The sequence below is a fragment of the Micromonospora sp. HM5-17 genome (assembly GCF_003762835.1).
GTDB lineage: Bacteria > Actinomycetota > Actinomycetes > Mycobacteriales > Micromonosporaceae > Plantactinospora.
Genome location: NZ_RJWA01000002.1, coordinates 696267 through 718965, shown reverse-complemented (window position 1 = coordinate 718965; position 22699 = coordinate 696267). Strand labels below are relative to the sequence as shown.

The 22699-nt window shown below is 73.0% G+C and carries 20 protein-coding genes; 12 read left to right on the top strand and 8 right to left on the bottom strand.

The window, feature by feature from the left end:
• Positions 1-52: 52 nt before the first annotated feature.
• Positions 53-670, bottom strand: a complete 618-nt coding sequence (locus EF879_RS08265) for a bifunctional 4-hydroxy-2-oxoglutarate aldolase/2-dehydro-3-deoxy-phosphogluconate aldolase (RefSeq protein ID WP_123556394.1) — start codon at positions 668-670, stop codon at positions 53-55.
• Positions 671-778: 108 nt separating this feature from the next.
• Between EF879_RS08265 and EF879_RS28040 the strand changes: the two genes are divergently transcribed.
• From EF879_RS28040 to EF879_RS08240, 5 genes are all read left to right on the top strand, one after another.
• Entirely contained in the window at positions 779-1771 is a 993-nt protein-coding gene (locus EF879_RS28040; RefSeq protein ID WP_233604310.1) for a PP2C family serine/threonine-protein phosphatase, read from the top strand.
• Positions 1772-1979: 208 nt separating this feature from the next.
• Positions 1980-2828 carry a universal stress protein gene (locus EF879_RS08255; protein ID WP_123556392.1) on the top strand — a complete coding sequence of 283 codons (849 nt, stop codon included), beginning with the start codon at positions 1980-1982 and terminating at the stop codon, positions 2826-2828.
• An 88-nt stretch (positions 2829-2916) separates the two neighbouring features.
• Positions 2917-5295, top strand: a complete 2379-nt coding sequence (locus tag EF879_RS08250) for a phosphoketolase (protein ID WP_123556390.1) — start codon at positions 2917-2919, stop codon at positions 5293-5295.
• 127 nt (positions 5296-5422) lie between these two features.
• Entirely contained in the window at positions 5423-6346 is a 924-nt protein-coding gene (locus EF879_RS08245; protein WP_123556388.1) for a helix-turn-helix domain-containing GNAT family N-acetyltransferase, read from the top strand.
• 97 nt (positions 6347-6443) lie between these two features.
• Complete coding sequence (locus EF879_RS08240) at positions 6444-6992, top strand: NUDIX domain-containing protein (protein WP_123556386.1); 549 nt, start codon at positions 6444-6446, stop codon at positions 6990-6992.
• Between the two features lie 151 nt (positions 6993-7143).
• Here EF879_RS08240 and EF879_RS08235 read toward each other — a convergent pair whose 3' ends face one another.
• Positions 7144-7554, bottom strand: coding sequence for a hypothetical protein (locus tag EF879_RS08235; RefSeq protein ID WP_123556384.1), 411 nt, complete (start codon positions 7552-7554; stop codon positions 7144-7146).
• 69 nt (positions 7555-7623) lie between these two features.
• Positions 7624-8493, bottom strand: a complete 870-nt coding sequence (locus EF879_RS08230; protein ID WP_123556382.1) for a TIGR04222 domain-containing membrane protein — start codon at positions 8491-8493, stop codon at positions 7624-7626.
• A 504-nt stretch (positions 8494-8997) separates the two neighbouring features.
• On the opposite strand from EF879_RS08230, the gene EF879_RS08225 reads away from it, so the two are divergent.
• The 4 genes from EF879_RS08225 to EF879_RS08210 all read left to right on the top strand — a co-directional run bounded on the left by EF879_RS08225 (position 8998) and on the right by EF879_RS08210 (position 16079).
• A complete protein-coding gene (locus tag EF879_RS08225) occupies positions 8998-12669 on the top strand; it encodes a discoidin domain-containing protein (RefSeq protein WP_123556380.1) in 3672 nt (1223 codons plus the stop codon).
• Positions 12670-12984: 315 nt separating this feature from the next.
• A complete protein-coding gene (locus tag EF879_RS08220; protein WP_199736237.1) occupies positions 12985-14121 on the top strand; it encodes a DUF418 domain-containing protein in 1137 nt (378 codons plus the stop codon).
• A 261-nt stretch (positions 14122-14382) separates the two neighbouring features.
• Positions 14383-15024: an RNA polymerase sigma factor gene (locus EF879_RS08215; RefSeq protein WP_370375456.1), complete on the top strand. Its 642-nt coding sequence runs from the start codon at positions 14383-14385 to the stop codon at positions 15022-15024.
• Positions 15015-16079: a hypothetical protein gene (locus tag EF879_RS08210; protein ID WP_123556376.1), complete on the top strand. Its 1065-nt coding sequence runs from the start codon at positions 15015-15017 to the stop codon at positions 16077-16079. The genes EF879_RS08215 and EF879_RS08210 overlap by 10 nt, the downstream gene beginning before the upstream one ends.
• Here EF879_RS08210 and EF879_RS08205 read toward each other — a convergent pair.
• Positions 16018-17208 carry an SGNH/GDSL hydrolase family protein gene (locus tag EF879_RS08205; protein ID WP_123556375.1) on the bottom strand — a complete coding sequence of 397 codons (1191 nt, stop codon included), beginning with the start codon at positions 17206-17208 and terminating at the stop codon, positions 16018-16020. The two genes, EF879_RS08210 and EF879_RS08205, sit on opposite strands and share 62 nt — an antisense overlap.
• An 85-nt stretch (positions 17209-17293) precedes the next feature.
• The gene (locus tag EF879_RS26950) at positions 17294-17926 is read right to left on the bottom strand and encodes a hypothetical protein (protein ID WP_148086385.1); all 633 of its coding nucleotides are present in this window, start codon (positions 17924-17926) and stop codon (positions 17294-17296) included.
• 237 nt (positions 17927-18163) lie between these two features.
• On the opposite strand from EF879_RS26950, the gene EF879_RS08190 reads away from it, so the two are divergent.
• Positions 18164-18601 (top strand): hypothetical protein, encoded by a 438-nt coding sequence (locus EF879_RS08190; protein WP_233604309.1) that lies wholly within the window; start codon positions 18164-18166, stop codon positions 18599-18601.
• Between the two features lie 150 nt (positions 18602-18751).
• Here EF879_RS08190 and EF879_RS08185 read toward each other — a convergent pair whose 3' ends face one another.
• Together EF879_RS08185 and EF879_RS08180 are read right to left on the bottom strand one after the other, a co-directional pair.
• Positions 18752-20002: an FAD-dependent oxidoreductase gene (locus EF879_RS08185; RefSeq protein ID WP_123556923.1), complete on the bottom strand. Its 1251-nt coding sequence runs from the start codon at positions 20000-20002 to the stop codon at positions 18752-18754.
• A gap of 198 nt (positions 20003-20200) precedes the next feature.
• Positions 20201-20755: a hypothetical protein gene (locus tag EF879_RS08180; RefSeq protein WP_123556369.1), complete on the bottom strand. Its 555-nt coding sequence runs from the start codon at positions 20753-20755 to the stop codon at positions 20201-20203.
• Positions 20756-20830: 75 nt separating this feature from the next.
• Between EF879_RS08180 and EF879_RS08175 the strand changes: the two genes are divergently transcribed.
• Entirely contained in the window at positions 20831-21496 is a 666-nt protein-coding gene (locus EF879_RS08175) for a hypothetical protein (RefSeq protein ID WP_148086384.1), read from the top strand.
• The gene (locus tag EF879_RS08170) at positions 21493-22140 is read left to right on the top strand and encodes a hypothetical protein (protein WP_123556365.1); all 648 of its coding nucleotides are present in this window, start codon (positions 21493-21495) and stop codon (positions 22138-22140) included. Before EF879_RS08175 ends, EF879_RS08170 begins: the two co-directional genes overlap by 4 nt.
• Here the strand turns inward: EF879_RS08170 and EF879_RS08165 are convergent.
• On the bottom strand, positions 22116-22664 hold the full coding sequence (locus EF879_RS08165; protein WP_123556363.1) for a hypothetical protein: 549 nt from the start codon (positions 22662-22664) through the stop codon (positions 22116-22118). The genes EF879_RS08170 and EF879_RS08165 overlap by 25 nt on opposite strands.
• Positions 22665-22699 lie beyond the last annotated feature (35 nt).

Genomic DNA, 22699 nt, shown 5'->3' with positions numbered 1-22699 from the left:
TTACCGACGACAGGCCCAACTGCGCAGACTGGGCGGCGCGCCGATGGTCGGCTCAGGCCACGGCGGCCAGGAACGCGGTGGCACGCAGGCGCAGCCCGTCCAGGTCGCCGCCGCGCGGCGCGTCGCCGAGCAGCGGGCCGCTGACCCCCACGGCGACGGCGCCGGCCGCGAGGTAGTTCGGCGCCGTACCGGTGTCCACCCCACCTACGGGCACGAACGGCACCTCCGGGAACGGTTCTCGCAGCGCCGACAGGTACGCCGGACCGCCCAGCGAGGCGGGGAAGAGCTTGACCGCGGCGGCTCCGGACAGGCTGGCGGCCACCACCTCGGTCGGGGTCAGCGCGCCGACCAGGGCGGGGAGGCCGAGTCGGACCGCCTCGGCGACCGCCGGCACCACGCCCGGGGTGACCACGAACGACGCGCCGGCCTGCTCGGCCTGCACCACGTCCGCCTCGGTGAGGACCGCGCCGGCGCCCAGCGGGGCCTCCGGGCCCAGTGCCGCCCTGGCCCGGACGAGCACCCCGGCGGCGTCCTTCGACGTCACCGAGACCTCGATCAGGCTGATCCCGGCCTCGGCGAGCACCAGCACGCACTCCAGCGCGGCGTCGGGGTCGTCGGCCCGGACGACCGCCAGCAGGCGATGCCGCCGCAGCACGTCGGGCAGGTTCACCGCCCCATCCTCGCAGCCCGGCCCGGTCTTCCGGGATCGGTTCGGGAGTATCGGACAGTTGCCACCATACCGCCCAGCCCATGACCGAACTTTGCTAACCTCCCCGCCATGCACCGAAGCCCTGTGACGGGTCCGGACCAGATGCCCGGCGAGGGCGACGTCACCCGCACCTTCCACCACGCCGGCCACCGGCTCGAGGTCGCCGGCGGCACCCGGGTCGGCCACCGGTACCGGGCCAACTTCGACGTCCTGCACGTCGATCCGCGGATGCCGTTCGTGGCGGTGGCCGACGGCATGGGTGACGGCGAGGGCAGCGCGGTCGCAGGCAGCACCGCGATGGAGACCCTCGTGGCGGCGGTCCGGGCGGCCGGCCCCGACCTCGGCCCCGACCTGCTCCGCGCCGCCGTCGCGGAGGCACAGTCCCGGGTCCGCGCGGCCGGCCGCGAACTGGGCGAGCTGACCGGCTGCACCCTCACCGCGCTGGTCGTGACGCCGGTCGAGACGTACGCCGCGTCGTCCGGCCACGCGCCCCGGCACGGGTTGCCGGAGGATTACCCGTACGAGTACGCCTCTCGTGGCCGGCACTGGGCCAGACCGGTCGAGACCGACCCCGGCGGGTGGTCCGGACGCGCCCTGCCGGCCACCCGCACGGCACCGGTGAGCGGGCCGCCCGCGTCGGTCACCCCCACCGGGGCGTACGCCTGGATCGTGCAGCTCGGCGACTCCCGCGCCTACCGGCTCCGTGACGGACTGCTCGAACTGCTCACCGTCGACCACACCGCCGCCTGGCTCGGCGCGATCTACGGCTGGTACCCGGCCGACTCGGCCGAGGCCGCGACGGCGCGGTACCGGCTCACCCGGTACATCGGCCACCCCGACGCCCCGGAACCGGACCTGCTGCACGTCTCGCTCCGTCCCGGAGACGTCTACTGCGTCTGCACGGACGGGGTCGCCGAACAGCTCGACTACCATCGGCTGGCGAGCCGGCTCGGCGGGTCGGGCCGCCCGGGTGAGCTGGTCCGGGGCATCCTCGCGGACACGCTCGCGGCGGGCGGGCGGGACAACGCCACCGTCGCGGTGCTCCGGGTCCACGCCGAGTGATTCGCGGCGAGGCCGAACCGAGCCCAGAGCCACACCACGGCACGTGCTCCGGGCCCACGCCGGCTGAGCGTGGGCGAGCCGACTGGCTCGCCTGACTCAACCGGTCGAATCGGGTACATCCGGCAAGTCACCTCGATATCCTCGGCCTGTGAGTGGACGTTCCGCGTCGCGACGCGGCTGATGGACGGGCCGGACCCGGTGAACGCCCGTGGGTGACGCGGCAGCGAAGCCGGTCGTCGTGGTCGGAGTCGACGACTCCCCGCTCAGCATGACCGCGGTCCGCCTGGCCGCGCGGGAGGCCGCCCTCCACTCTCGGCCGCTGCGCATCGTGCACACGTTCAACTGGGTCGCCGACCCGATGGAGCCGATGCCGGAGGAGCCTCGGAAGCCCGCCGAGGAGCTGCTCGAACGGGCGATCGCCACCGCCACCGGGGCTCAGCCGAACCTCACCGTGACGGCCGCGCTCATCGAGGGCCCGGTCGTCACCACGCTGCTGCGCGAGTCGGGCGCCGCCGCCCTGCTTGTCGTCGGCGACGGCGGGTTGACCCAGAACCCCAAGGTGCCAGCCAACAACGACGCCGTCGCCGTCCAGCTCGCCGCCCGAGCCGGGTGCAGCGTGCTGGTGGCCCGGGAACAACTCCCGGCGCCCGGGCCCGTGCTGGTCGGGGTGGACGGCTCCGTCAGCTCGCTCTGCGCCCTCGACTTCGCCTTCGACGCCGCCTCGCGCCGGTCGGCCGAGCTGGTCGTGGTGCAGGTATGGGACCCGGACGACCGGACCACCAGCGTCCCGCCGGAGATGGCCGACCAACTGGCCGAGACGGTGGCGCCCTGGCAACGGAAGTACCCGTCGGTCCGGGTCGAGCAGCACGTCCGTGCCGGGGCGCCGGAGGACACGCTGGTCGAGGAGGCGCGGCGGGCCGAGGTCGTGGTGGTCAGCGCCCGGGGCGAGGAGCCGTGGCGCGGCATGCTCGGTGCGGTGAGCCAGTCGATGCTGTACCACTCGCCGGCGCCGGTGATCGTCGTTCGCAGCAGGCACGGCCTGTACATCCAGGAATGAACCCGCGCGTCCGGGACGGGACCGGCCATGCCGAGGGGTGGATCTCGGCAGGGAACGGGAGCGCCCGGGAGGGCTCAGGAGGGCTCACATGACCAAGACCTCGCTGGACCCGGGGGTCCGGCTCACCGACGACGAGCTGGACCGGATCGACGCGTACTGGCGAGCCGCCAACTATCTCAGCGTCGGGCAGATCTACCTGATGGCGAACCCGCTGCTGCGCGAGCCGCTGAGACCGGAGCACGTCAAGCCCCGGCTGCTCGGCCACTGGGGCACCGACCCGGGGCTCAACCTGATCTACGTTCACCTCAACCGGGCCATCGTCGCCCGCGACCTGAACATGATGCTGGTGACCGGCCCGGGTCACGGCGCTCCGGCGATCATCGCGAACACCTGGCTGGAGGGGACGTTCACCGAGCGGTATCCGTCGGTGGGCCGGGACGAGGCCGGGATGGCCCGGCTGTTCCGGCAGTTCTCGTTTCCGGGCGGGGTGCCGAGTCACGTCACGGCGGACGTCCCGGGGTCGATCCACGAGGGCGGCGAGCTGGGCTACGCGCTGATGCACGCGTACGGCGCCGCCTTCGACAACCCGGACCTGACGGTGGCCTGCGTGATCGGCGACGGGGAGGCGGAGACCGGGCCGCTCGCCGGCAGCTGGCTCTCCACGCTCTTCCTCAATCCGGCCCGAGACGGGGCGGTGCTGCCGATCCTGCACCTCAACGGCTTCAAGATCGCCAATCCGACGACCTTCTCCCGGATCCCGGAGCCGGACCTGGTCGGGATCCTGCGCGGTTTCGGCTACCAGCCGTACGTCGTCGCCGGTGACCAGCCGAGACAGGTGCACCGCGACCTCGCCGCCACCCTCGACCAGGTACTTGACGACATCGCCGGGATCCAACGCCGGGTGCGCGGCGGCGGCCCGGTCGAGCGACCGCGCTGGCCGATGATCGTGCTCCGTACGCCGAAGGGCTGGACCGGCCCGAGGGAGGTCGACGGCGTACGGGTCGAGGGGACGTTCCACTCGCACCAGGTCCCGCTCCCCGGTGTCCGGGACGATCCGGCGCACCGGGCCGAGCTGGAGCGCTGGCTACGGTCGTACCGGCCGGAGGAACTCTTCGACGCGACCGGCGCGCCCGTGCCGGCACTCTCCGCGCTGGTCCCCCGCGGCGACCGGCGGATGAGCGCGAACCCGCACGCCAACGGCGGAGAGCTGCTCCGGGACCTGGTCCTGCCGGACTTCCGTGAGTACGCCGTGTCGGTCGAGGCCCCCGGCGAGCCCCTGGTCAGCTCGACCGGGATGCTCGGTCCCTGGATCCGGGACGTGATCCGGGCCAACCCGGACCGGTTCCGGCTCTTCGGCCCCGACGAGGTCGAGTCCAACGGCCTCGCCGCGACCTTCGAGGCGACCGACCGGGCGTTCCTGGGCGAGATCGAGCCGGGCGACGAACACCTCGCCCCGGAGGGGCGGACCATGGAGGTCCTCTCCGAGCACCTCTGCCAGGGATGGCTGGAGGGTTACCTGCTCACCGGTCGGCACGGCGTCTTCACCAGCTACGAGGCGTTCGTCCACATCGTCGACTCGATGGTCAACCAGCACGCCAAGTGGCTCAAGGTCACCCGCGACATCCCCTGGCGCCGCCCGATCGCCTCGCTCAACTACCTGCTCACCAGCCACGTCTGGCGTCAGGACCACAACGGCTTCTCGCACCAGGACCCCGGCTTCATCGACCACGTCGCGAACAAGAAGGCCGAGGTCGTCCGCATCTATCTGCCGCCGGACGCCAACACCCTGCTCTGCACCATGGACCACTGCCTCCGCAGTCGGCACTACGTCAACGTCGTCATCGCCGGCAAGCAGGCGGCGCCGACCTGGCTGTCGATGAGGGACGCGGTGCTGCACTGCCGGCGCGGCCTCGGCATCTGGGACTGGGCCAGTACCGACGGAGGCAGCGAGCCCGACGTGGTGCTCGCCTGTGCCGGCGACGTACCGACCCTGGAGACCCTCGCCGCCGCCGACCTGCTCCGCCAGTACCTGCCGGAGCTGCGGGTGCGGGTCGTCAACGTCGTCGACCTGATGCGTCTGCAACCGGAGACCGCCCACCCGCACGGGCTCCCCGACGCGCAGTTCGACACCCTCTTCACCCGAGACCGCCCGGTGATCTTCGCGTACCACGGCTACCCGTGGCTGATCCACCGCCTCACCTACCGGCGCGCCAACCACGCCAATCTCCACGTGCGCGGCTACCGGGAGGAGGGCACCACCACCACGCCCTTCGACATGGTCATGCTGAACGACCTCGACCGCTTCCATCTCGTCATCGACGTCATCGACCGCGTCCCCGGCCTCGCCGCCCGGGCCGCCCACCTCCGTCAGGCCATGGTCGACGCGCGTCAGGAGTGCCGCGACCACACCCGCCGCTACGGCGAGGACGCGCCGATGGTCGCCGACTGGCGGTGGCACGGCCGCTGACCGCCGGGCAGCACCCTGACCACCCGTGACCGGCCAGCCACGGCCGGCGCCGTCGTGATCGGCCCTTGACAGCCGGGTCGCCCGGGCACATAGTTGCCTTAGTCAAGGGTTTAGTTGAGGTGGTCACATGACCGTGCCGCGGCCCGACCAGGTCACCACCGTCCGGGAGTTCAACCGCTTCTACACGCGGATCATCGGCCTCCTCGACGAGGGACTGCTGCACACGCCGTACTCGCTCACCGAGGCCCGGGTGATCTTCGAGCTGGCGCAACGGGGCCCCACCGACGTGGCCGACCTCCGCCGCGATCTCTCCCTCGACGCCGGCTACCTGAGTCGGATCCTCGCCCGGTTCACCGGCAACGGCCTGGTGACCCGGGTCCGGTCCCCGCAGGACGCCCGGCGGCAGGTGGTCACGCTCACCGAGACCGGCCGGGCTGCGTACGAGATGCTGAACGAGCGCTCCGACGCCCAGGTCGTCGCCCTGCTGTCCGGACTCTCCGAGACGGCCCGCCGGCAGCTCGTCGAGGCGATGCGGACCATCCGGACGGTGCTCGGCCCGACGCCGACGCCGCGCGCGTACCTGCTTCGGGCGCTACGGCCCGGCGACGCCGGATGGGTGGTGCACCGGCACGGCGCGCGGTACGCCGAGGAGTACGGCTGGGACGACAGCTTCGAGGCGCTGGTGGCCCGGATCGTCGCCGACTACCTCACCGACCGCGATCCCCGGCGGGAGAACGCCTGGATCGCCGAACTCGACGGCGAGCCCGTCGGCTGCGTGTTCTGCGTACGCCGCGATGACGCGGTGGCCCAGCTGCGGCTGCTGCTCGTGGAGCCGCACGCCCGCGGCCTGGGCATCGGCAGCCGGCTCGTCGACGAGTGCCTGCGCTTCGCCCGCGCCGCGGGATACCGGGAGATCATGCTCTGGACCAACGACGTTCTCACCGACGCGCGGCGGATCTACGAGAAGGCCGGGTTCGAACTGCGCGACCAGGCTCCACACCACAGCTTCGGCCACGACCTGGTGGAGCAGACGTGGTGGCGGCGGCTGTGACGCCGATGCCAGATATCCGGTACGACGACGGCGCCCTGCCGCCCCGAGACCGGATGAGCCGGTGGAAGACGGGACCGGCGGCTGGTTGGATGGGTCTGTGACAGACCAGGCGGCGCGGTCGGCGGACGAGCTGTTGGACATCGTCGACGAGCGGGACCGGGTGGTGGGGCAGGCGCGGCGCGCCGAGGCGTACGCCCGCCGACTCCGGCACCGTACCGCGTTCGTGCTGGTCCGGGACGCGGCCGACCGGATCTTCGTGCACCGGCGGACGGCACGGAAGCTCGTCTTCCCGTCGGCGTACGACATGTTCGTCGGTGGCGTGGTCGGGGCCGGCGAGACGTACGACGAGGCGGCGCGCCGCGAGGCCGAGGAGGAGTTGGGCGTCGAGGGGCTGCCCGCCCCGACGCCGCTGTTCCGGTTCCTCTACGAGACACCGGAGCACGCCTGGTGGTCGGCCGTCTACGAGGTGCGGTGCGACCAGCCGGTGCACCCACAGCCGGAGGAGGTCGCCTGGCACGCGTTCCTCACGGAGACGGAACTGGAGGCGCGACTGCCCGAGTGGACGTGGGTGCCGGACGGGTTGGCGGCGTATCACCGGCTGCGTGCCTGGCGGCGTGACCCGGGCCGGCGGGCGTCCGGAGCGTGACCTGTCGCCCGCCCCTGCCGAGCGATGCGGGGCCGTACCGCTGGGCCACTGCCGCGCCGATCCCCACCGGCACCCCGAGGTGGTCCACGGGTCTCCCTTCGGATCGTCCGCCGGTCCCTCGTGGGCCACACCGCAGCGGCGTCCAGGCCGCTCAGGCGTACGGCTGGTGCCCGGGGCCGGAGACGGGACCGGGCACCGACGGATACGGCTGCCGCCCGCCCGGCGCGGAGGGCGGTGCCGGCATCGACGGGGCGACCGACCCCGGCTGCGGGCCGGCGACCGGCGCAGTGGCGGGGAAGCCGGCGTGCCCCGCCGACGCCACCACGTTACGGCCGACCTGGAATCCCACCCCGGCGACCATCGTCGTCAGGCTCCCGATGGCGAGGACCAGGGAGGTCGTCTCCATGCTGCGTGCCGTGTAGTCGCAGGCCGGATCCTGCGCCTTGCTCGGCGAGCCGCACTCAGAGTCGATCAGGATCGCGGTCACCACCGCGAGCAGCAGTCCGAAGAGAGAAAGGAGAAAGAGCAGGATAAAGCCTACGTGGACCTTGGCACGTTGCATCTGGCGGAGTGTAGTGGATCATCACGCGTCTCGTGGGCCCGTCGCCGCCGTCGCCGGCCCGGCGGCCGGTCACCCGCCCCCACCGCACCCTCCTCCCCCGCACCCGCCGCCGTACGAGCCGCCGCCGCAGGACGCCCCGACGGCGCCGCTCAGCCCGGTACCCAGCCCCGCCTGTTCGGCGAGCGCCTCGGAGCCCATCACCGGGTCGAGGTACCACAGCACCCCGGTGCCGAACAGCGCGACACCGAGCGCGGCGGCGGCGGGGCCGTACGTGGCCAGCGCCGGGCGCTGGTCGGGATGGAGGTGCTGGTGGGCACGGCGCAGTTCGGCCAGCATCGCCCCGGCGGCGGCGCTCTCCCGGGGAATCCGCGTGGCGAGGACGACGAACCCGACGGCGACCAGCAGGGTCGCGAGGCCGCTGTAGAGGCTCGGCCGGCCGGCGCCCAGGCCGAGGGTCCAGCGGACGGCCCCGACGGCCACCAGGCCCAGCATCACCCAGGCCCCACGCCTCGCCGACCGGCGGGTACGGGGACCGAGCAGCAGCCCGAGTTCCACCAGGCCGTCGCGAATCTCGCCGACCGCCGCGACGACGGCGGTGTCGGCCCGCAGCCCCTGCTGTGTCACCAGGTCGCCCGCGGCCGTGTACACCGCCTTCTCCAGCGGTGTCGCGTCAGCCGGCAGCGGACGCGGCGTCCGCAGTCGCGGGCCCCGGCCGACGACCCGGACGGCTCCCACGGCGCGCAGCCGGGTGAGTGCGGCATAGACGGCGAGCCGCGCTCCGGCGTTCAGGTAGCCGACCTGCTCCGGGCGCAGGTCGGCCGGCCGCACCCGAACCGGTCCGGCAATCACCCGGCGCCGGTGCACGGCCGCCAGAGCGAAGACCACGGCCGCCAGTCCCAGGTAGGCGCCGACGAAGAGCGGGATCGAGCGGTACGACATCGACGCCCTCCTTGGTCAGGGGGTGTCAGTCCAGTGTCCGGCGCGCCCGCCAACCAGGCACCGGAAGACCGGTCTCGGTCCGGCAACACCCCCGATTCCGAACCCGGGCGGTGTCCACACCCGAGCGAGCGGTCCGCCGAGTACGGGACGTCGACGTGCTCGTCGAGCCAGCGATCGACGCGGACCTGTCCCGCGCTGTTGACTCACCCGTAGCCTGTCTGCAACATTTGAACGATCTCGCGAAACTTTCCGACTGCGAGCTGCTACATACAGCCCCAACAACCGGAATTCTCGAACAGTCACTCGTACCCCTTCCCGGCCGCCCGGGAGGACCTGGCCTCGCGGGGGCCGTGGCGGCAGCGGACAGGCGGACGGGCGGCGATCTCGTCCGCCGGGGCGGCGATCCGCTCGCCTCCGGCGGCGAGCGGCGACCGGACCAGACGCCGACCGGTCCGGTCGCCGCGCAGTACCCGCGTCGGTTCCCACCACTGCCGAAGGAAGGCAATGAGCCACCAACCCCCACCGGAAACCCCCCGTCCCCGCCGGCCGCACCGGGCAACCGGGCGGCCGGCCCGGCCGCGGCTGTTCGCGACCGTGCTCGCCACCGGCCTCCTCCTCACCGCCGGGGCGCTCTCCCCCACGCCCGCATCCGCCCGTCCCGACCCCGGCTCCGGCACGCCCCAGCGCGCCGCGCTCGCCGTGGCCGCCACCCTCACCGCCAGCAGTTCCCACCCGGAGTACCCGGTGGCCAACGCCGGCGACGGCAACCAGGCCAGCTACTGGGAGAGCGCCAACAACGCCTTCCCCCAGTGGATCCAGGCGGACCTCGGCACGGCCAGCACCGTCGACCGGCTCGTCCTCAAGCTGCCCATCGCGGGCTGGGGTACCCGGACCCAGACCCTCTCGGTCCAGTACGGGGACAACCCCGCCAACCTCGCCACCCTGGTCGCCGCCACCGGCTACACCTTCAACCCGGCGACCGGCAACACGGTGACCATCACCCTCCCCAGAACCACCACGCGCTACCTCCGGCTGCACGTCACCGCCAACACCGGCTGGCCCGCCGCCCAGCTCTCCGAGTTCGAGGTGTACGGCCCGACCGGCGGCCCCGACACCCAGGCGCCCACCGCACCGACGAATCTGGCCTACACCGAGCCCGCCAGCGGACAGATCCGGCTCACCTGGAACGCCTCCACCGACAACGTCGGGGTGGTCGGGTACGACATCTACGCCAACGGCGCGCTTCGGGCGAACGTCGGCGGCGGCACGCTGACGTACACCGACAACCAGCCGACCAGCGCCACGGTCTCGTACCACGTCCGGGCCCGCGACGCCGCCGGCAACCTCTCGCCGCCGAGCAACGCCGTCACCCGGACCGGCAGCGGCGGCGGGACGAACCTCGCGCTCAACAAGCCGATCACCGCCTCCTCGACCGTGCACACCTTCGTCGCCGCCAACGCCAACGACGGCAGCGTCTCGACGTACTGGGAGGGCGCCGGCGGGGCGTACCCGAGCGTCCTCACCGTCCAGTTGGGCGCGAACGCGGTGATCAACGCCGTCCAGGTGCGTCTCAACCCCGACCCGATCTGGGGGCCGCGGACCCAGACCATCCAGGTCCTGGGCCGGGAGCAGAACGGCGGCGGCTTCACCAGCCTCTCCGCCGCCACGCTCTACCACTTCGACCCGGCCAGCGGCAACAGCGTGACCATCCCGGTCAGCGCCACCGTGGCCGACGTCCGCCTCTCGATCACCTCGAACTCGGGCGCGCCGGCCGGGCAGGTCGCCGAGTTCATCGTCCTCGGCACCCCGGCGCCGAACCCGGACCTGACCGTCACCGCCGCCACCTGGAGCCCGGCGAACCCGGTCGAGACCGACAGCGTCACCCTGTCGGCCACGGTCCGCAACGCCGGCACCGCCGCCTCCGGCGCCACCACCGTCACCTTCTACCTCGGAACAACCCGGGTCGGCACCGCCAACGTCGGCGGGCTGGCGGCCGGGGCGACCAACACGGTCAGCGCGACGGTCGGCCCGCGCAACGCCGGCAGCTACCAGCTGACCGCTCGGGTCGACGAGGACAACACCGTCGTCGAGCTGAACGAGGCGAACAACGCCTACACCAATCCGGCGAACCTGACGGTCAGCCCGGTCGCCAGCTCCGACCTCGTCGGCACGGTGAGCTGGTCGCCGAGCAACCCGTCGAACGGCAGCGTGGTCACCTTCTCCGTGGTGATCAGGAACCAGGGCACGATCGCCTCGGCCGGCGGGGCGCACGGCGTCACCGTGACCCTGCTGAACGCCAGCGGCGGCACGGTACGCACCCTCACCGGCTCGTACACCGGGACGATCGCCGCCGGGGCCAGCACCGCCCCGATCAACCTCGGCACCTGGACCGCGGTCAACGGCCGGTACACCGTCCGGACCGTCCTCGCCGCCGACGGCAACGAGCTGCCGGTGAAGCAGGGCAACAACAGCAGCGACAGCCCGTTCTTCGTCGGGCGGGGCGCGAACCTGCCGTACGAGATGTACGAGGCCGAGGACGGCGTCCTCGGTGGCGGTGCGGCGATCGTCGGGCCGAACCGGACCATCGGCGACCTCGCCGGCGAGGCCTCCGGTCGGCGGGCGGTCACGCTGAACACCACCGGCGCGTACGTCGAGTGGACCACCCGGGCAGAGGCCAACGCGCTGGTCACCCGCTTCTCCATCCCGGACGCCCCGGGCGGTGGAGGGATCACCGCGACGCTGAACATCTACGTCAACGGCACCTTCCACAAGGCCATCGAGCTGACCTCCCGGTACGCCTGGCTCTACGGCGCCGAGGCGAGCCCGAACAACTCCCCCGGCTCCGGCGGCCCCCGGCACATCTACGACGAGGCGAACGTGCTGCTCAACTCGTCGATCCCGGCCGGCAGCCGGATCCGGCTCCAGAAGGACGCGGCGAACACCACCACGTACGCGATCGACTTCATCAACACCGAGCGGGTCTCGCCGCGGCCGAACCCGGATCCGGCCCGCTACACCACGCCGGCCGGCTTCACCCACCAGGACGTGCAGAACGCGCTCGACCGGGTACGGATGGACACCACCGGCACCCTGGTCGGGGTCTACCTGCCGCCGGGCACGTACAGCACCTCCCAGAAGTTCGACGTGTACGGCAAGCCGGTCAAGGTGGTCGGCGCGGGCATGTGGTACACCCGCTTCCAGACCCCACCCGGTCAGGAGAACACCGACGCCGGGTTCCGGGTCGAGGGGACGGCGAACGGCTCCTCCTTCGAGCACCTCGCCTTCTTCGGCAACTACACGTCCCGGATCGACGGGCCCGGCAAGGTCTGGGGCGAGTTGCAGAACGTCTCGAACCTGACCTTCGACAACATCTGGGTCGAGCACACGGTCTGCATGTTCTGGGGCGTACACGTCAGCAACATCACGATCAAGAACTCGCGGATCCGCAACACCTTCGCCGACGCGATCAACATGACCAACGGCAGCACCAACAACCTGGTCAGCAACGTCGAGGGGCGCGGCAACGGCGACGACGCGTTCGCGCTCTTCTCGGCCACCGACGCGGGCGGCGGGGCGAACACCGGCAACGTCTTCGAGAACCTGACCGCGACGCTGACCTGGCGGGCGGCGGGGGTCGCGGTGTACGGCGGGCAGAACAACACCTTCCGCAACCTGTACATCGCCGACCAGCTCACCTACCCGGGCATCACCATCAGCTCGCTGGACTTCGGGTACCCCTTCGTCGGGTTCGGGCCGGGGCTGACCCGGATCGAGAACGCCTCGGTAATTCGGTCCGGTGGGCACTTCTGGGGCGCCCAGACGTTCCCCGGGATCTGGGTCTTCTCGGCGTCCAGGGAGCTGCGGGGCATCCGGGTCAGTGACGTGGACATCGTCGACCCGACGTACCACGGCATCATGTTCCAGACCAAGTACACCGGCGGCCAACCGGAGAACCCGGTCACCGACACGGTCTTCACCAACATCTCGATCAGCGGTGCCCAGCGCAGCGGCGACGAGTTCGACGCGAAGTCCGGCTTCGGGATCTGGGCCAACGAGATGCCCGAGCCCGGCCAGGGTCCGGCGGTCGGCAGCGCGGTCTTCACCAACCTCCGGATGAGCAACAACTACCAGAACATCCGGAACACCACCTCCACCTTCACGATCACCGTCAACTGACGCGGTCGTCCGGGGAAGGGCTCTCGGCCACCGCCGCCAAGCGGGCGCGGGGCCGGGGGCCCTTCGCCGTGTGCCCCGTCCGGCCGGCCGCCGGACCGCCCCCGTCGCCGACCCGGTACCTCCTTCGCTCTCCGACCCGGTATCCCGGGAGGCCGCGCCGGCTCCGTCGAAGGTGGTACCCCGGATTCCGCGCCGGAGACGACGTACCGGGTCGTGTGGTCGCCGACGCTGGGTGCGACGTCGAGGACGGGAGAGGGGACGATGACAACCGCCGTACCGACCGCCACACGCGCGGGCTCCGCGACCGGTCGCCTGATGCTGTTGGACGTGCTCCGCGGGGTCGCCATCCTCGGCACGCTCGCCACCAACATCTGGATCTTCACCGATCCCGCCGCCGAGTACGGCGTCCTCGTCGACACCGACAGCATCACCCCGCTGGCGGGCAGCCCGGTCGAGACCGTCTTCCGGTTCCTCGCGAACGGCAAGTTCCTGGCGCTGCTCACCATCCTGTTCGGGGTCGGGTTGGCGATCCAGCACGCGTCGGCGTCCCGGCGCGGCGAACGCTGGCCGGGACGCTATCGCTGGCGGGCGGTGCTGCTCTTCGTCGAGGGGACCCTGCACTTCCTGCTGGTCTTCGCCTTCGACGTCCTGATGGGGTACGCCGTCACCGCGCTCGTGGTCGCCGGGCTGCTGGGCCGATCCCGGCGCGTCCAGCACGCGGTCTTCTGGACCGCCGGCACGCTGCACCTGGCGCTGATGCTGCTCGGCACCGCCGCCCTGCTCGCCGAACCGGACCCGGAGCCGGCGACCAACCCGCGACTCGTGACGCTGTTCAGCTCCCGCGGCTACCTCGACCAGGTGCTGTTCCGGATCGACAATCTGCTGGCGCTACGACTGGAGCCGATCCTCACCTTCGGCCTGATGCTCTTCCTCTTCCTGCTCGGCGTACGGCTCTTTCGGGCCGGCGCGTTCGGCGCCGACGAGACCGGACGCCGGATCCGACGCCGGCTCGCCGGACTCGGCCTCGGACTCGGCCTGCCACTGAACGCCGCGACCACGCTCGGTGGCCCCGACCTCTTCCTGATCGACCGGTACGTCCTGCCGCCGCTGGTCACCCTCGGCTACCTCGGCCTGATCGGGATGCTGCTCGACCGGCTCACCCGTCCCGGGGCGGCCGCCCCGGTCCTCGCGTCCGGCCTCACCGCCGGCCTCGCCTCGGTCGGCCGTACGGCGCTGAGCTGCTACGTCCTCCAGAACCTGCTCTGCGCGGCGATCTGCTACGGCTGGGGGCTCGGCCTGGCCACCCGGCTGGCCGACGCCCGCCCCTGGTGGGTCCTCGGCCTCTGGGTGGCGGTCTGCACCGTCCTCGTCGTCGGTGCCCGGCTCTGGCTGCGCCGGTTCACCCAGGGGCCGCTGGAGTCCGTCCAGAAAGCACTGCTGGCCCGAGTCTGAGGGCGTTCGCGGCCGGTGTCCCGAAGGGGTCGTCGGCGGCGATCCGATGGCGGAGCCGGGGTGGTGCGGGTACGCCCCCCGGGACCGGTACGCGACGTCAGGCGGCGGACCGGTGGCGACGCGGGACCGCTGCGTGTTACCGCGACATGCCGCCGGAGGCCGCGAGATTCGTCACGGGATCCGGCAGACGCAGCGCTTGCCCCAGGACGCGATCCACCCCTAGCGTAGGGCGGCCACCAGCTCAGACGAGGGAAGCAACCGGTGCGGATCGCCCCGAACGACCTGGCCGCCGCGGTCCGGTCGGCACAGGACGGGGACGAGGAGGCGTTCCGACTGCTCTACCGGACGCTCCAGCCCGGCCTGCTGCGCTACCTGACCGTGCTGGTCGGCGCCGACGCCGAGGACGTGGCCTCGGAGACCTGGCTCCAGATCGCCCGTGACCTCCACTCCTTCGCCGGCGACCCCGGATTCCGGGCCTGGGCGACGCGGATCGCCCGTAACCGCGCCCTGGACCATCTGCGCCGGCAACGCCGCCGTCCGGCGCTGCCCGTGCCGGTCGAGGCACTGGCGGACCTGCCGGCCGCCGAGGACACCGCCGACCGGGCGGACGAGGGGCTCGGCACCGATGCGGCGATCGCGTTGATCGCCTCGCTGCCCCGGACGGAGGCCGAGGCGGTCCTGTTACGAGCCGTCATCGGACTGGACGCGGAGAGCACCGCCCGCGTGTTGGGTAAACGTCCCGGCGCGGTCCGGACCGCCACACACCGTGGACTGCGCCGGCTGGCCCGACTCCTGGCGCAGGAGGCGGCCCCTGGTTGCCGGGCCGGCGCCGACCGGGTGACCAGCGCGCCGGCTGACGTACGCTCCGGCGCGGATGTCGAGGCGGGTCGGGCATGGCGCTGAGGAGAGCATGGACGGGGTTCCGCCGACCGGGTCGGCCGGAGGCGGACGCGGCGGAGCGGCTACTGGACACCGCGGCCGAGACGGCGGGGGCACCGGGGCACTCCCCCGGCGATGCCCCGCTCCGACCGCGCGGCGAGACCGCCCCGCACCACCGTGTCGGGGTGCCGTCGCCGGAACCGCTCGCCGAGCTGCTCGCGGCGGCCGCCGCGCCGGCGCGGCCCGACGAACTCGCCGGTGAGGAGGCGGCCGTGGCGGCGTTCCGAGCGATCCGCCAGGCCCACGACGCCGCCACCGCGCAGCCGGCCACGGCCGCCCGGGCGGTTCCGGCCGCGGCCGACCAGACACCCCCGGTGCCCCCGGGCCGGGCGGGCCTCGGCCGCCGGGCGTGGCCGGCGGGCGCCGGACGGCCACGGCGCCGGCTGACCGCCGGGGCCGCCGTCTGGGTCGCGGTCGCCGTCGCAACGATCACCACCGGCGCGGCGGTGGCCGCCGAGTCCGGAATCCTGAAACCCACACCGCCGTCCGACCCGACCAGCACCCGGTCCCGCGCGACGACGGCCGCCCCGCCGACCGCGTCGCCGACCACCGCCCCGGTCGAAGCACCGGGAGTCACCCCGTCCGGGACGCCCGGAGCCACCCCGGCCGGGCCCACACGCGTACCCCCCGCTCCCTCGGTCGTTGGCAAATGCCGCCGGTATCTCGCCCGGAACGCGGGACCCGGCAGGGCACCGGCGAAGACTCCACCGCCCGAGCTCGTCGAGGCCGCGGGCGGCGCCGCCGAGGTGGAGGCGTACTGCCGCACGCTTCAGGAGGCCGACCCGGGCCGTGGTCGAGATGGCGCCGGCAGCGGAAAGGGCAACGGCGCGAACAACGGCAACGGAGACGGGAAGGGGAAGGGGAACGGCACGGGCAACGGCACCGGCCCGGGCGGCAACCGCGGCCGGGGTGGCGGGAGCACAAACGGCACCGGGACCGATCGGGACAAGCGTTGTGTCACGCCCGGAACAGCTCGACCGGTACGGCCTCGGCGAGCAGGCGGTAGCCGGCCGGAGTGAGGTGCAGGTGGTCGCCGGTGTCGGCGATCGGCCGGAGGCGACGCGGCTCCGCCGGGTCGCGTACCGCCCGGTCGAAGTCGAGCACGGCGTCGAACCGGCCGCTGCCGCGGATCCAACCGTTGACCGCCTGTCGGGACGCCTCCCGGAACCCGGCCGGGTCGTCGTAGTCGTCGTGGCCGCCGAACGGGGTCAGGGTCGCCCCGTACACCCGGATGCCGTGAGCGTGCGCCCGGGTCACGATCTGGTCGTACGCGGCGATCAGGTCGTCGGTGACGGCCTTCTGCGCCGACTCGGTGGCCCCGGCGGTGCCGATGTCGTTGACCCCCTCGAAGACGACCAGCCACCGCACCCCGCTCTGCGCCAGCACATCCCGGTCCAGCCGGGCCAGGGCGTTCGGGCCCAGCCCGTCCTGGAGGACCCGGTTGCCGCCGGCACCCTGGTTCAGCACGGCGACGTCGGGGACGCCCGCGTCGTGCAGCCGGTCGAGGAGCTGGTCGGGCCAGCGGTCGTTGCCGTCCGTCGTGGAACCCCGCCCGTCGGTCAACGAGTCGCCGAGCACCACCACCGCGGCGCCGGCCGATTCCGCCGCCACCTCCACCCCGCTGATGAAGTACCAGTGCTCGACCGGGACAGCCCCGGGCAGCGCCGGGTCGGCGACGTGGTTGCCGGCGAGCAGATGGGAGGTGGTGCGGGATCCCGGGTGCGAGGTGACGGCGGCCGCGTCCTGCCCCTGGGCCAGGTAGAGCGTGACGGCGAGGTTGCTCCGCGCCGCCACGGGAAACTCGACCGGGTCGGAGACCAGATGCGCCCCGGCGGGAACCGTCGCCGAGCCACGGCCGCCGAACCGTACGGCGCGTACGCTGCCCGGCTCGACGTCGCGGACCCCGGCGTGCCCGCCCACGGGGCGCGCCACCGTGACCGCGGTGAGCGACAGCGGCGTCCCGCCGAAGGTGTTCGAGATCCGGAGCCGAATCCGCGGACCGCCCAGGGAGACCCGCAGGGTCTGGCGCAGTGTGCTGTCCGCCAGCGCCACTTCGGGCCCGGTGAACGGCGCGGGTGGCAGGTTGCCCGGCTCGGTGAGCATCGGCATCGCCGTCCAGCTCGTCACCCAGCGTGTCTGTGCCGTCATCCGTTCTGCCACCTATCAGCTCCTGTCACTCGACCGGACGCCCGCCGACCGACCCTACCGAGCCCGGACCGGGTCGCGCGGGTGGTCAGCGGCGGCAGGGTTGGAGCCGGCTGGTCGTCCGGGCGGTCCGGCTGGAGCCGTCGGTGAATCTGACCTCTGCCGTGATGGCGATCGGCCCGCCGGCGGCGTTCTGCGGCTCGGCCCGGAACGGCCCGAGGGTGCCGAGCCACGACTCGCCGGTGCCACCGAGGTGCCGGGCCGGCCGGGTACCGGTGAACGGCACCGGGGTCCGCACGTGGTAGCGGACGGTGGCCGCCGAGACGTCGCGCGGCCGGTTGACCCGGATCGTCACCAGCGCCCGGCTCGGCTCGCCACAGCCCTCCTGCTGCAGGCCGGCGGCGGTCCGCTGCCCGAGACCAGCGGTGAGGCTGACCGTCACCGTGGCGCGCTGGGCCAGGCTGCGTGGTGTGCGGGCCGGGGCGCCGGTGGTGGCCGCGGGCCGGGTGCTGCGGCTGGGGCTCGGGGCACCGGTCGGGGTCGGGCTGGGGCTGGGCGGGGTGGGCACCGTGGACGGTGTGGGCGACGCCGAGACGGTTAGCGCAGGCTCCCACCGAGGCGGCTCGCCACCGCCGCCGCAGGCCGTCGAGAGTGGCAGGATCGCCCCTGCCAGGGCGAGCGTGATGACAGCCCGGGTACGCCGGGGGGCGAGGAGGGTCACGGTGATCCCATCAGTCGGTGTGTCCGGTTCGCGGCATCGGCCGGCGTTGACCGTAGTCCTCGTCGTCGATGTCACGCAATCCGACCCCAGGACGCGGGAGGCATCCGCCTTCGGCATCTCGTGCCGGATGCGAGAGCGGGGCGTGGTCACCGGGAACGCCGGACTGCGGGGCGCGACGGTGGACGGTCGGGACCCGAGCCGGGTGCGAGATCCGGACGGTGGAGTGAGGATGGTCAGGTGACGAACGTGCCGGCTGCCCCGCCTGGCTGGGCCGGACGCTGGACGGACGCCCCGCTGTCGGTACGCGGCCTCGTCGGCGCGTACGTCGTCGTGTTCGGCTACGGCACGATCGTCCACATCGTCCAGCTGGCGGTCGCGCCCACGGGGCCGTACCCCGGGACGCCGGCCTGGCTGGCGGCGTACTTCGTCTCCCTGACCCTGTGGGATCCGCTCGCGGCGGTCCTGCTGCTGCGTCGCCGGCGGGCTGGCCTCCGGCTCGGCTGCGTCGTCCTCGTCACCGACGCGATCGCCAACGGCTTCGCCAACTACGGGCTACCCACGGGGTCCCCGCTCGGCCGGGTCGGGCATGCCGTCATCACGCTGCTCGCGCTCGGCGCCGTCCTCACCGCGCCGGCGTTGAGCCGCTGGCTCCATCCGGTCCGGCGCGCGGCCTGATCCCCCCGCGTCCCAGGCCCGGTCCGCGGCGACGACCCGCGGCGGTTCCGCGCGGGGCAGGGGGGCGGGTCCCGGGTCGACGGCTCACCCCGACGGGCCCGGCACGGCGGGCGGGAGCGCCGGGCGCGGCGCCGGTGCCCGGCCGGGGAGCTACCGCCGGCGCCCGCCAGCCGGAAGTGGGCGTCGGGCGAACGGCGGGGCGTGCTCGGGGCGGAGGCCGACGCCGATGAGATAGGCCGGGAGGGCGGTGAGCGCCGGGACCCGGCGCAGCAGCGCGAGCAGCGGCGCGGGTGGCCCCGCCCACCGGCCCTGAAGGATGGGCTCGGCGAGGGCCCGGTGCAGGAACCGTTGCAACGCCTGGACCAGGATCGTCGGCCACAGCCGGCGGGCCCGCACGGCCGCCAGGTCGGCCGACGTCAGGGTGCCGCGCCGAAGCGGCTCGGCGAGCAGGGTGGCGGCGGCGACCGCGTCCTGCACCGCGAGGTTGATGCCGACCCCGCCGATCGGCGACATCGCGTGGGCCGCGTCGCCCAGGCAGAGCAGGCCGGGGAGGTGCCACCGGTCGAGCCGGTTCAGGCGTACGTCGAGGTGTTTGACGTCGTCCATCGAGGCGATCGCGTCGACCCGGCCGGCGAACCGCGGCTCGATCTCCGCGATCTCCCGGCGGAAGGCCTCGATTCCCCGATCCCGAAGCTGCCGGTCGCTGCCCTTGGGAGCGATGTAGGCGATCTGTAGGTATCCCTCGCGCGGAACGACGACCAGGAAGCGGCCCCGGCCCGCGCGGGGCGTCAGCCCGGCCGGATCGTCGGCCGGGTCGCGGGGCAGCCGGAACCACCAGGCGTCCAGCGGCACCGGAAACTCTCGGAGCCGCAGCCCGGCCTCGCCCCGGACAATCGACCACCGGCCGTCGCAGGCGATGGTGAGCTCAGCCCGAAGCGTACCCTCGACGCCGTCCGGCCCCCGGTACCGCACGCCCCGGATCCGGTCACCCTCCCGGAGCAGCCCGGTCACCTCGGTTCGCATCCGCAGCGTGAACGAGGGTTCCGCCGCGCCCGCCTCGGCGAGCAGGGTGAGCAGATCCCACTGCGGCACCATCGCGACGTAGGGGTGACTGATCCGCAGCCGGCGGAAGTCGGCGATGGTGACCGTCCGGCCCCCGCCGATCGGGACGGTGACCTCCTCCAGCCGGCTCTGCGGCAGTGCCGCGAACCGGTCGCCGAGCCCCAGTTCGTCGAGGAGCCGGAGGGTCGACGGATGCACGGTGTCGCCCCGGAAGTCACGCAGGAAGTCGTCGTGCTTCTCCAGCACGGTGACGGCGACACCGGCCCTGGCCAGCAGCAGTCCGACCATCATCCCGGCCGGACCGCCTCCGATGACGACGCACGTCGTACGCTCGTCCATCTCGGCCACCTTATTCAACAGAAAATGAATTCTTCTGTTCACGGTAGCCCCGTTCGACACGACTGGCAACCGCGCGCCGGCACCGGGCCGGAGATGCGCCCCCTCGTACGCCGGTCCGCCGTCCCGGCCACGGCCGGAACGGGACGCCCCGCGCTCCGGATTCGGCCGAGGTGCCCCGTGCCGGACCCGAGGGACGGCTCAGGTCGCGAAACGCTCGGCCAACTCCCGGTACGTCTGGGCGACCGCCTCCAGCCGTGCCCGCCGGAAGCGGCCCGGCTCGGTCTGGTAGACCTCACGTCCCCGGTCGCTGTCGAACGCCTCGAACGGTACGGCGTCCGCATCGGGCGGGATGAACTTCAGCACCTCACCGACCGCGGCCGCCGCGCCGCGCAGGTCCACCCGCGCGTCGCGCCGCTGCTCTGCGCTCAGCCCGTCCGGGTTGGCGGGGACGCCGCTGGCGATCGTGTCGGCCACCCAGAGCCACTCCCCCGGGTCCAGCAACTCGGAGGGTCGGTCCGCGCCGAACTGGGGATTCTCCGGGTCGACCAGAAGCGGCCGCTCCGGGATCCGGAACATGAACTCACGCTCGTTCCCACAGCTCGGGCAGGCCCCGGTGTACCGGCTGGCCAGGTCACCCTGCACGGAGACCACGGCACTGACCGGCTCGAAGTCGCTTTCCCCGCACCTCTCGCAGGGATGCAGTTCCATGTAGAGGTAAGCCTCGGCGCTGGTACGGGCCAGCCGCAGTGTCATGCCTGCGACCCTACTGTCTGGGCCGGCGGACGGCAGCCCTCGGGCGTACGGACGACCGGGCAGTAGCATGTGCCGGTGGCAACCGCCCCGGACCGACCGCCGACCGTGCTACCCGTCGGCCTCTTCGTCGGTAGCTTTCCTGGCGATCTGGACGACGACGCGGAGCCGCGGCACGAGATCCGGCGCGGCACCGAGATCCACGAGGTTTCCGATGACGAGTTCCTCGCGTGGGTCGCCGCACACGGGACGGACGAGACACCCGCCGCCGGACCCCCCAGTCTGGACCTGGTGGAGCGGGAGTTGCGCGCCCAGGGGCTCGCCGCGCCGGCGGCGGTCGTCGACCGGTTGCTCGACCGCGGGCTGCTCACCGCGTTCCCCTCGGACGACACGGCGGCGGCCGCGTTCGCCCGCGCCCACCGGGTCGTACCGACCCTCCTGGGCCTCGGCAACTCGCCGGAGGAGCCGGAGCTGTACTCGATTGGCCTGATCGGCGCCGCCGTGGTCCAGGTGAGCCGACCGGTCTTCGAGCTGTGGTCGTGGGCCGGCCTGGAGGCCGACCTGTGGTCGGCCTGCGAGTCGTTCGCCGCGCAGGAGCGTGAGGCCGGCGGCACGGATCCCGAGCTCTGCGATCCTGGCCGCGTACTCGCCGGTTTCCTCACCGCGCTGGCCGGGCTGCTCGCCGTACAGGCCGTCTATCTCGACGTGGTTCGCCGCAGTGCCGTCCTGGAAGGACTGCGATGAACACGGAGGACAGGGTGGAGGCGCCGTCCGGTGGCGGCCTGTTGTTTCCACTCGGGCACTACCTCGGCGCGGTGTATCCCGGGCCGGACGAACCGCTCGCCTACCACCGCCTGCGCCTCGGCGACGGCGTGGTCCGGCTCTTCTCCGACGAGGAGTTCGGGCTGTGGACCCTGGCGCACGGCCTGCCCGGCGACCCGGCGGGCCAGCCGTGGACCGTGGCCGCGCTCGCCGAAGCGGTACGCCGGCGGGACGGGCAGGACGTGACGCCGATCCTCGCCGACCTGCTGACCGAAGGGGCGCTGGCCGAGGTGACGCCGGGCACCGAGGAGGCCGTCGTGTTCGCCCGCGCCCACCGCTTCCACTCGCTGCTGACCGGGCTGGGGATCGATCCGGAGCTTCCGGACCGTTTTCTCCTCGGCCTGATCGGTCAGCCGCTGGCGGTGGTCGACGAGCTGAGCTACGAACTCTGGCAGTGGGCGCCGCTGCACGCCACCATCTGGGACGTCTGCCGGGCGCTGGCGGAGATCGAGTCCGAGCCGGGTGGTCAAAAGGTCGATCCCCACCTGGTGCTCGACGACGTACTCCACCGGCTCCAGGAGCTGATCCGGGCCAGTGCCGGCTACCTCGACGAGGCCCGTTCGTAGGCGTCCAGCCTGCGCCGGCGGTCGGCGAGCAGTGCCTCGAGCCGGTCACGCCCGAATTCTGCCGGGTGGGCCTGGTACACCCGCCGGCCGTCGGGAGTGAAGAACGCGTCCGGGGACACGGCATCCGCCCCGGCCGGAACGAACTTGAGCACCTCCGCCAGCGCCGCCACGGACATCTCGATCAGGCCGTACGCCTCGTCGAGATCGTCCGGGGCGAGGGTCGCCGGGTCGTCGGGAACGCTCTCGGCCAGCTCGGCGCTCACCGCGTAGAACTCGCCGGGGTCGACGATCCGTGACGGCTCCGCTCCGCCGTACGCGGGCGGCGGAGGCGGCACCGCCGGTACCTCGAACTCGAAGCGCCGCTGGGCCGAACAGCGGGAGCAGTGGCCCTGGTACACCGAGACCAGGCGGTCGCCGCGCCGCTCCTGCCGGTGTCGCGACCAGGTGAACCCGTCCTCCCCGCAGGAACAGGGCCGCAGTTCCATGTAGAGGTGGCATTCCTCGGGTGACCGGGCGATCAGCATGTCCGGCGGTTTCCTTCCGTGCACCGGCGGCGAAC

What these genes read in the sequence shown, in the direction of transcription:
- EF879_RS08210 (WP_123556376.1), top strand. Translation starts at nt 15,015, where the DNA reads ATGGCGCTGAGGAGAGCATGGACGGGGTTCCGCCGACCGGGTCGGCCG.
- EF879_RS08245 (WP_123556388.1), top strand. Translation starts at nt 5,423, where the DNA reads ATGACCGTGCCGCGGCCCGACCAGGTCACCACCGTCCGGGAGTTCAAC.
- EF879_RS08205 (WP_123556375.1), bottom strand. Translation starts at nt 17,208, where the DNA reads ATGACGGCACAGACACGCTGGGTGACGAGCTGGACGGCGATGCCGATG.
- EF879_RS08250 (WP_123556390.1), top strand. Translation starts at nt 2,917, where the DNA reads ATGACCAAGACCTCGCTGGACCCGGGGGTCCGGCTCACCGACGACGAG.
- EF879_RS08185 (WP_123556923.1), bottom strand. Translation starts at nt 20,002, where the DNA reads ATGGACGAGCGTACGACGTGCGTCGTCATCGGAGGCGGTCCGGCCGGG.
- EF879_RS08180 (WP_123556369.1), bottom strand. Translation starts at nt 20,755, where the DNA reads ATGACACTGCGGCTGGCCCGTACCAGCGCCGAGGCTTACCTCTACATG.
- EF879_RS08170 (WP_123556365.1), top strand. Translation starts at nt 21,493, where the DNA reads ATGAACACGGAGGACAGGGTGGAGGCGCCGTCCGGTGGCGGCCTGTTG.
- EF879_RS08220 (WP_199736237.1), top strand. Translation starts at nt 12,985, where the DNA reads ATGCTGTTGGACGTGCTCCGCGGGGTCGCCATCCTCGGCACGCTCGCC.
- EF879_RS08225 (WP_123556380.1), top strand. Translation starts at nt 8,998, where the DNA reads ATGAGCCACCAACCCCCACCGGAAACCCCCCGTCCCCGCCGGCCGCAC.
- EF879_RS08235 (WP_123556384.1), bottom strand. Translation starts at nt 7,554, where the DNA reads ATGCAACGTGCCAAGGTCCACGTAGGCTTTATCCTGCTCTTTCTCCTT.
- EF879_RS08165 (WP_123556363.1), bottom strand. Translation starts at nt 22,664, where the DNA reads ATGCTGATCGCCCGGTCACCCGAGGAATGCCACCTCTACATGGAACTG.
- EF879_RS28040 (WP_233604310.1), top strand. Translation starts at nt 779, where the DNA reads ATGCACCGAAGCCCTGTGACGGGTCCGGACCAGATGCCCGGCGAGGGC.
- EF879_RS08230 (WP_123556382.1), bottom strand. Translation starts at nt 8,493, where the DNA reads ATGTCGTACCGCTCGATCCCGCTCTTCGTCGGCGCCTACCTGGGACTG.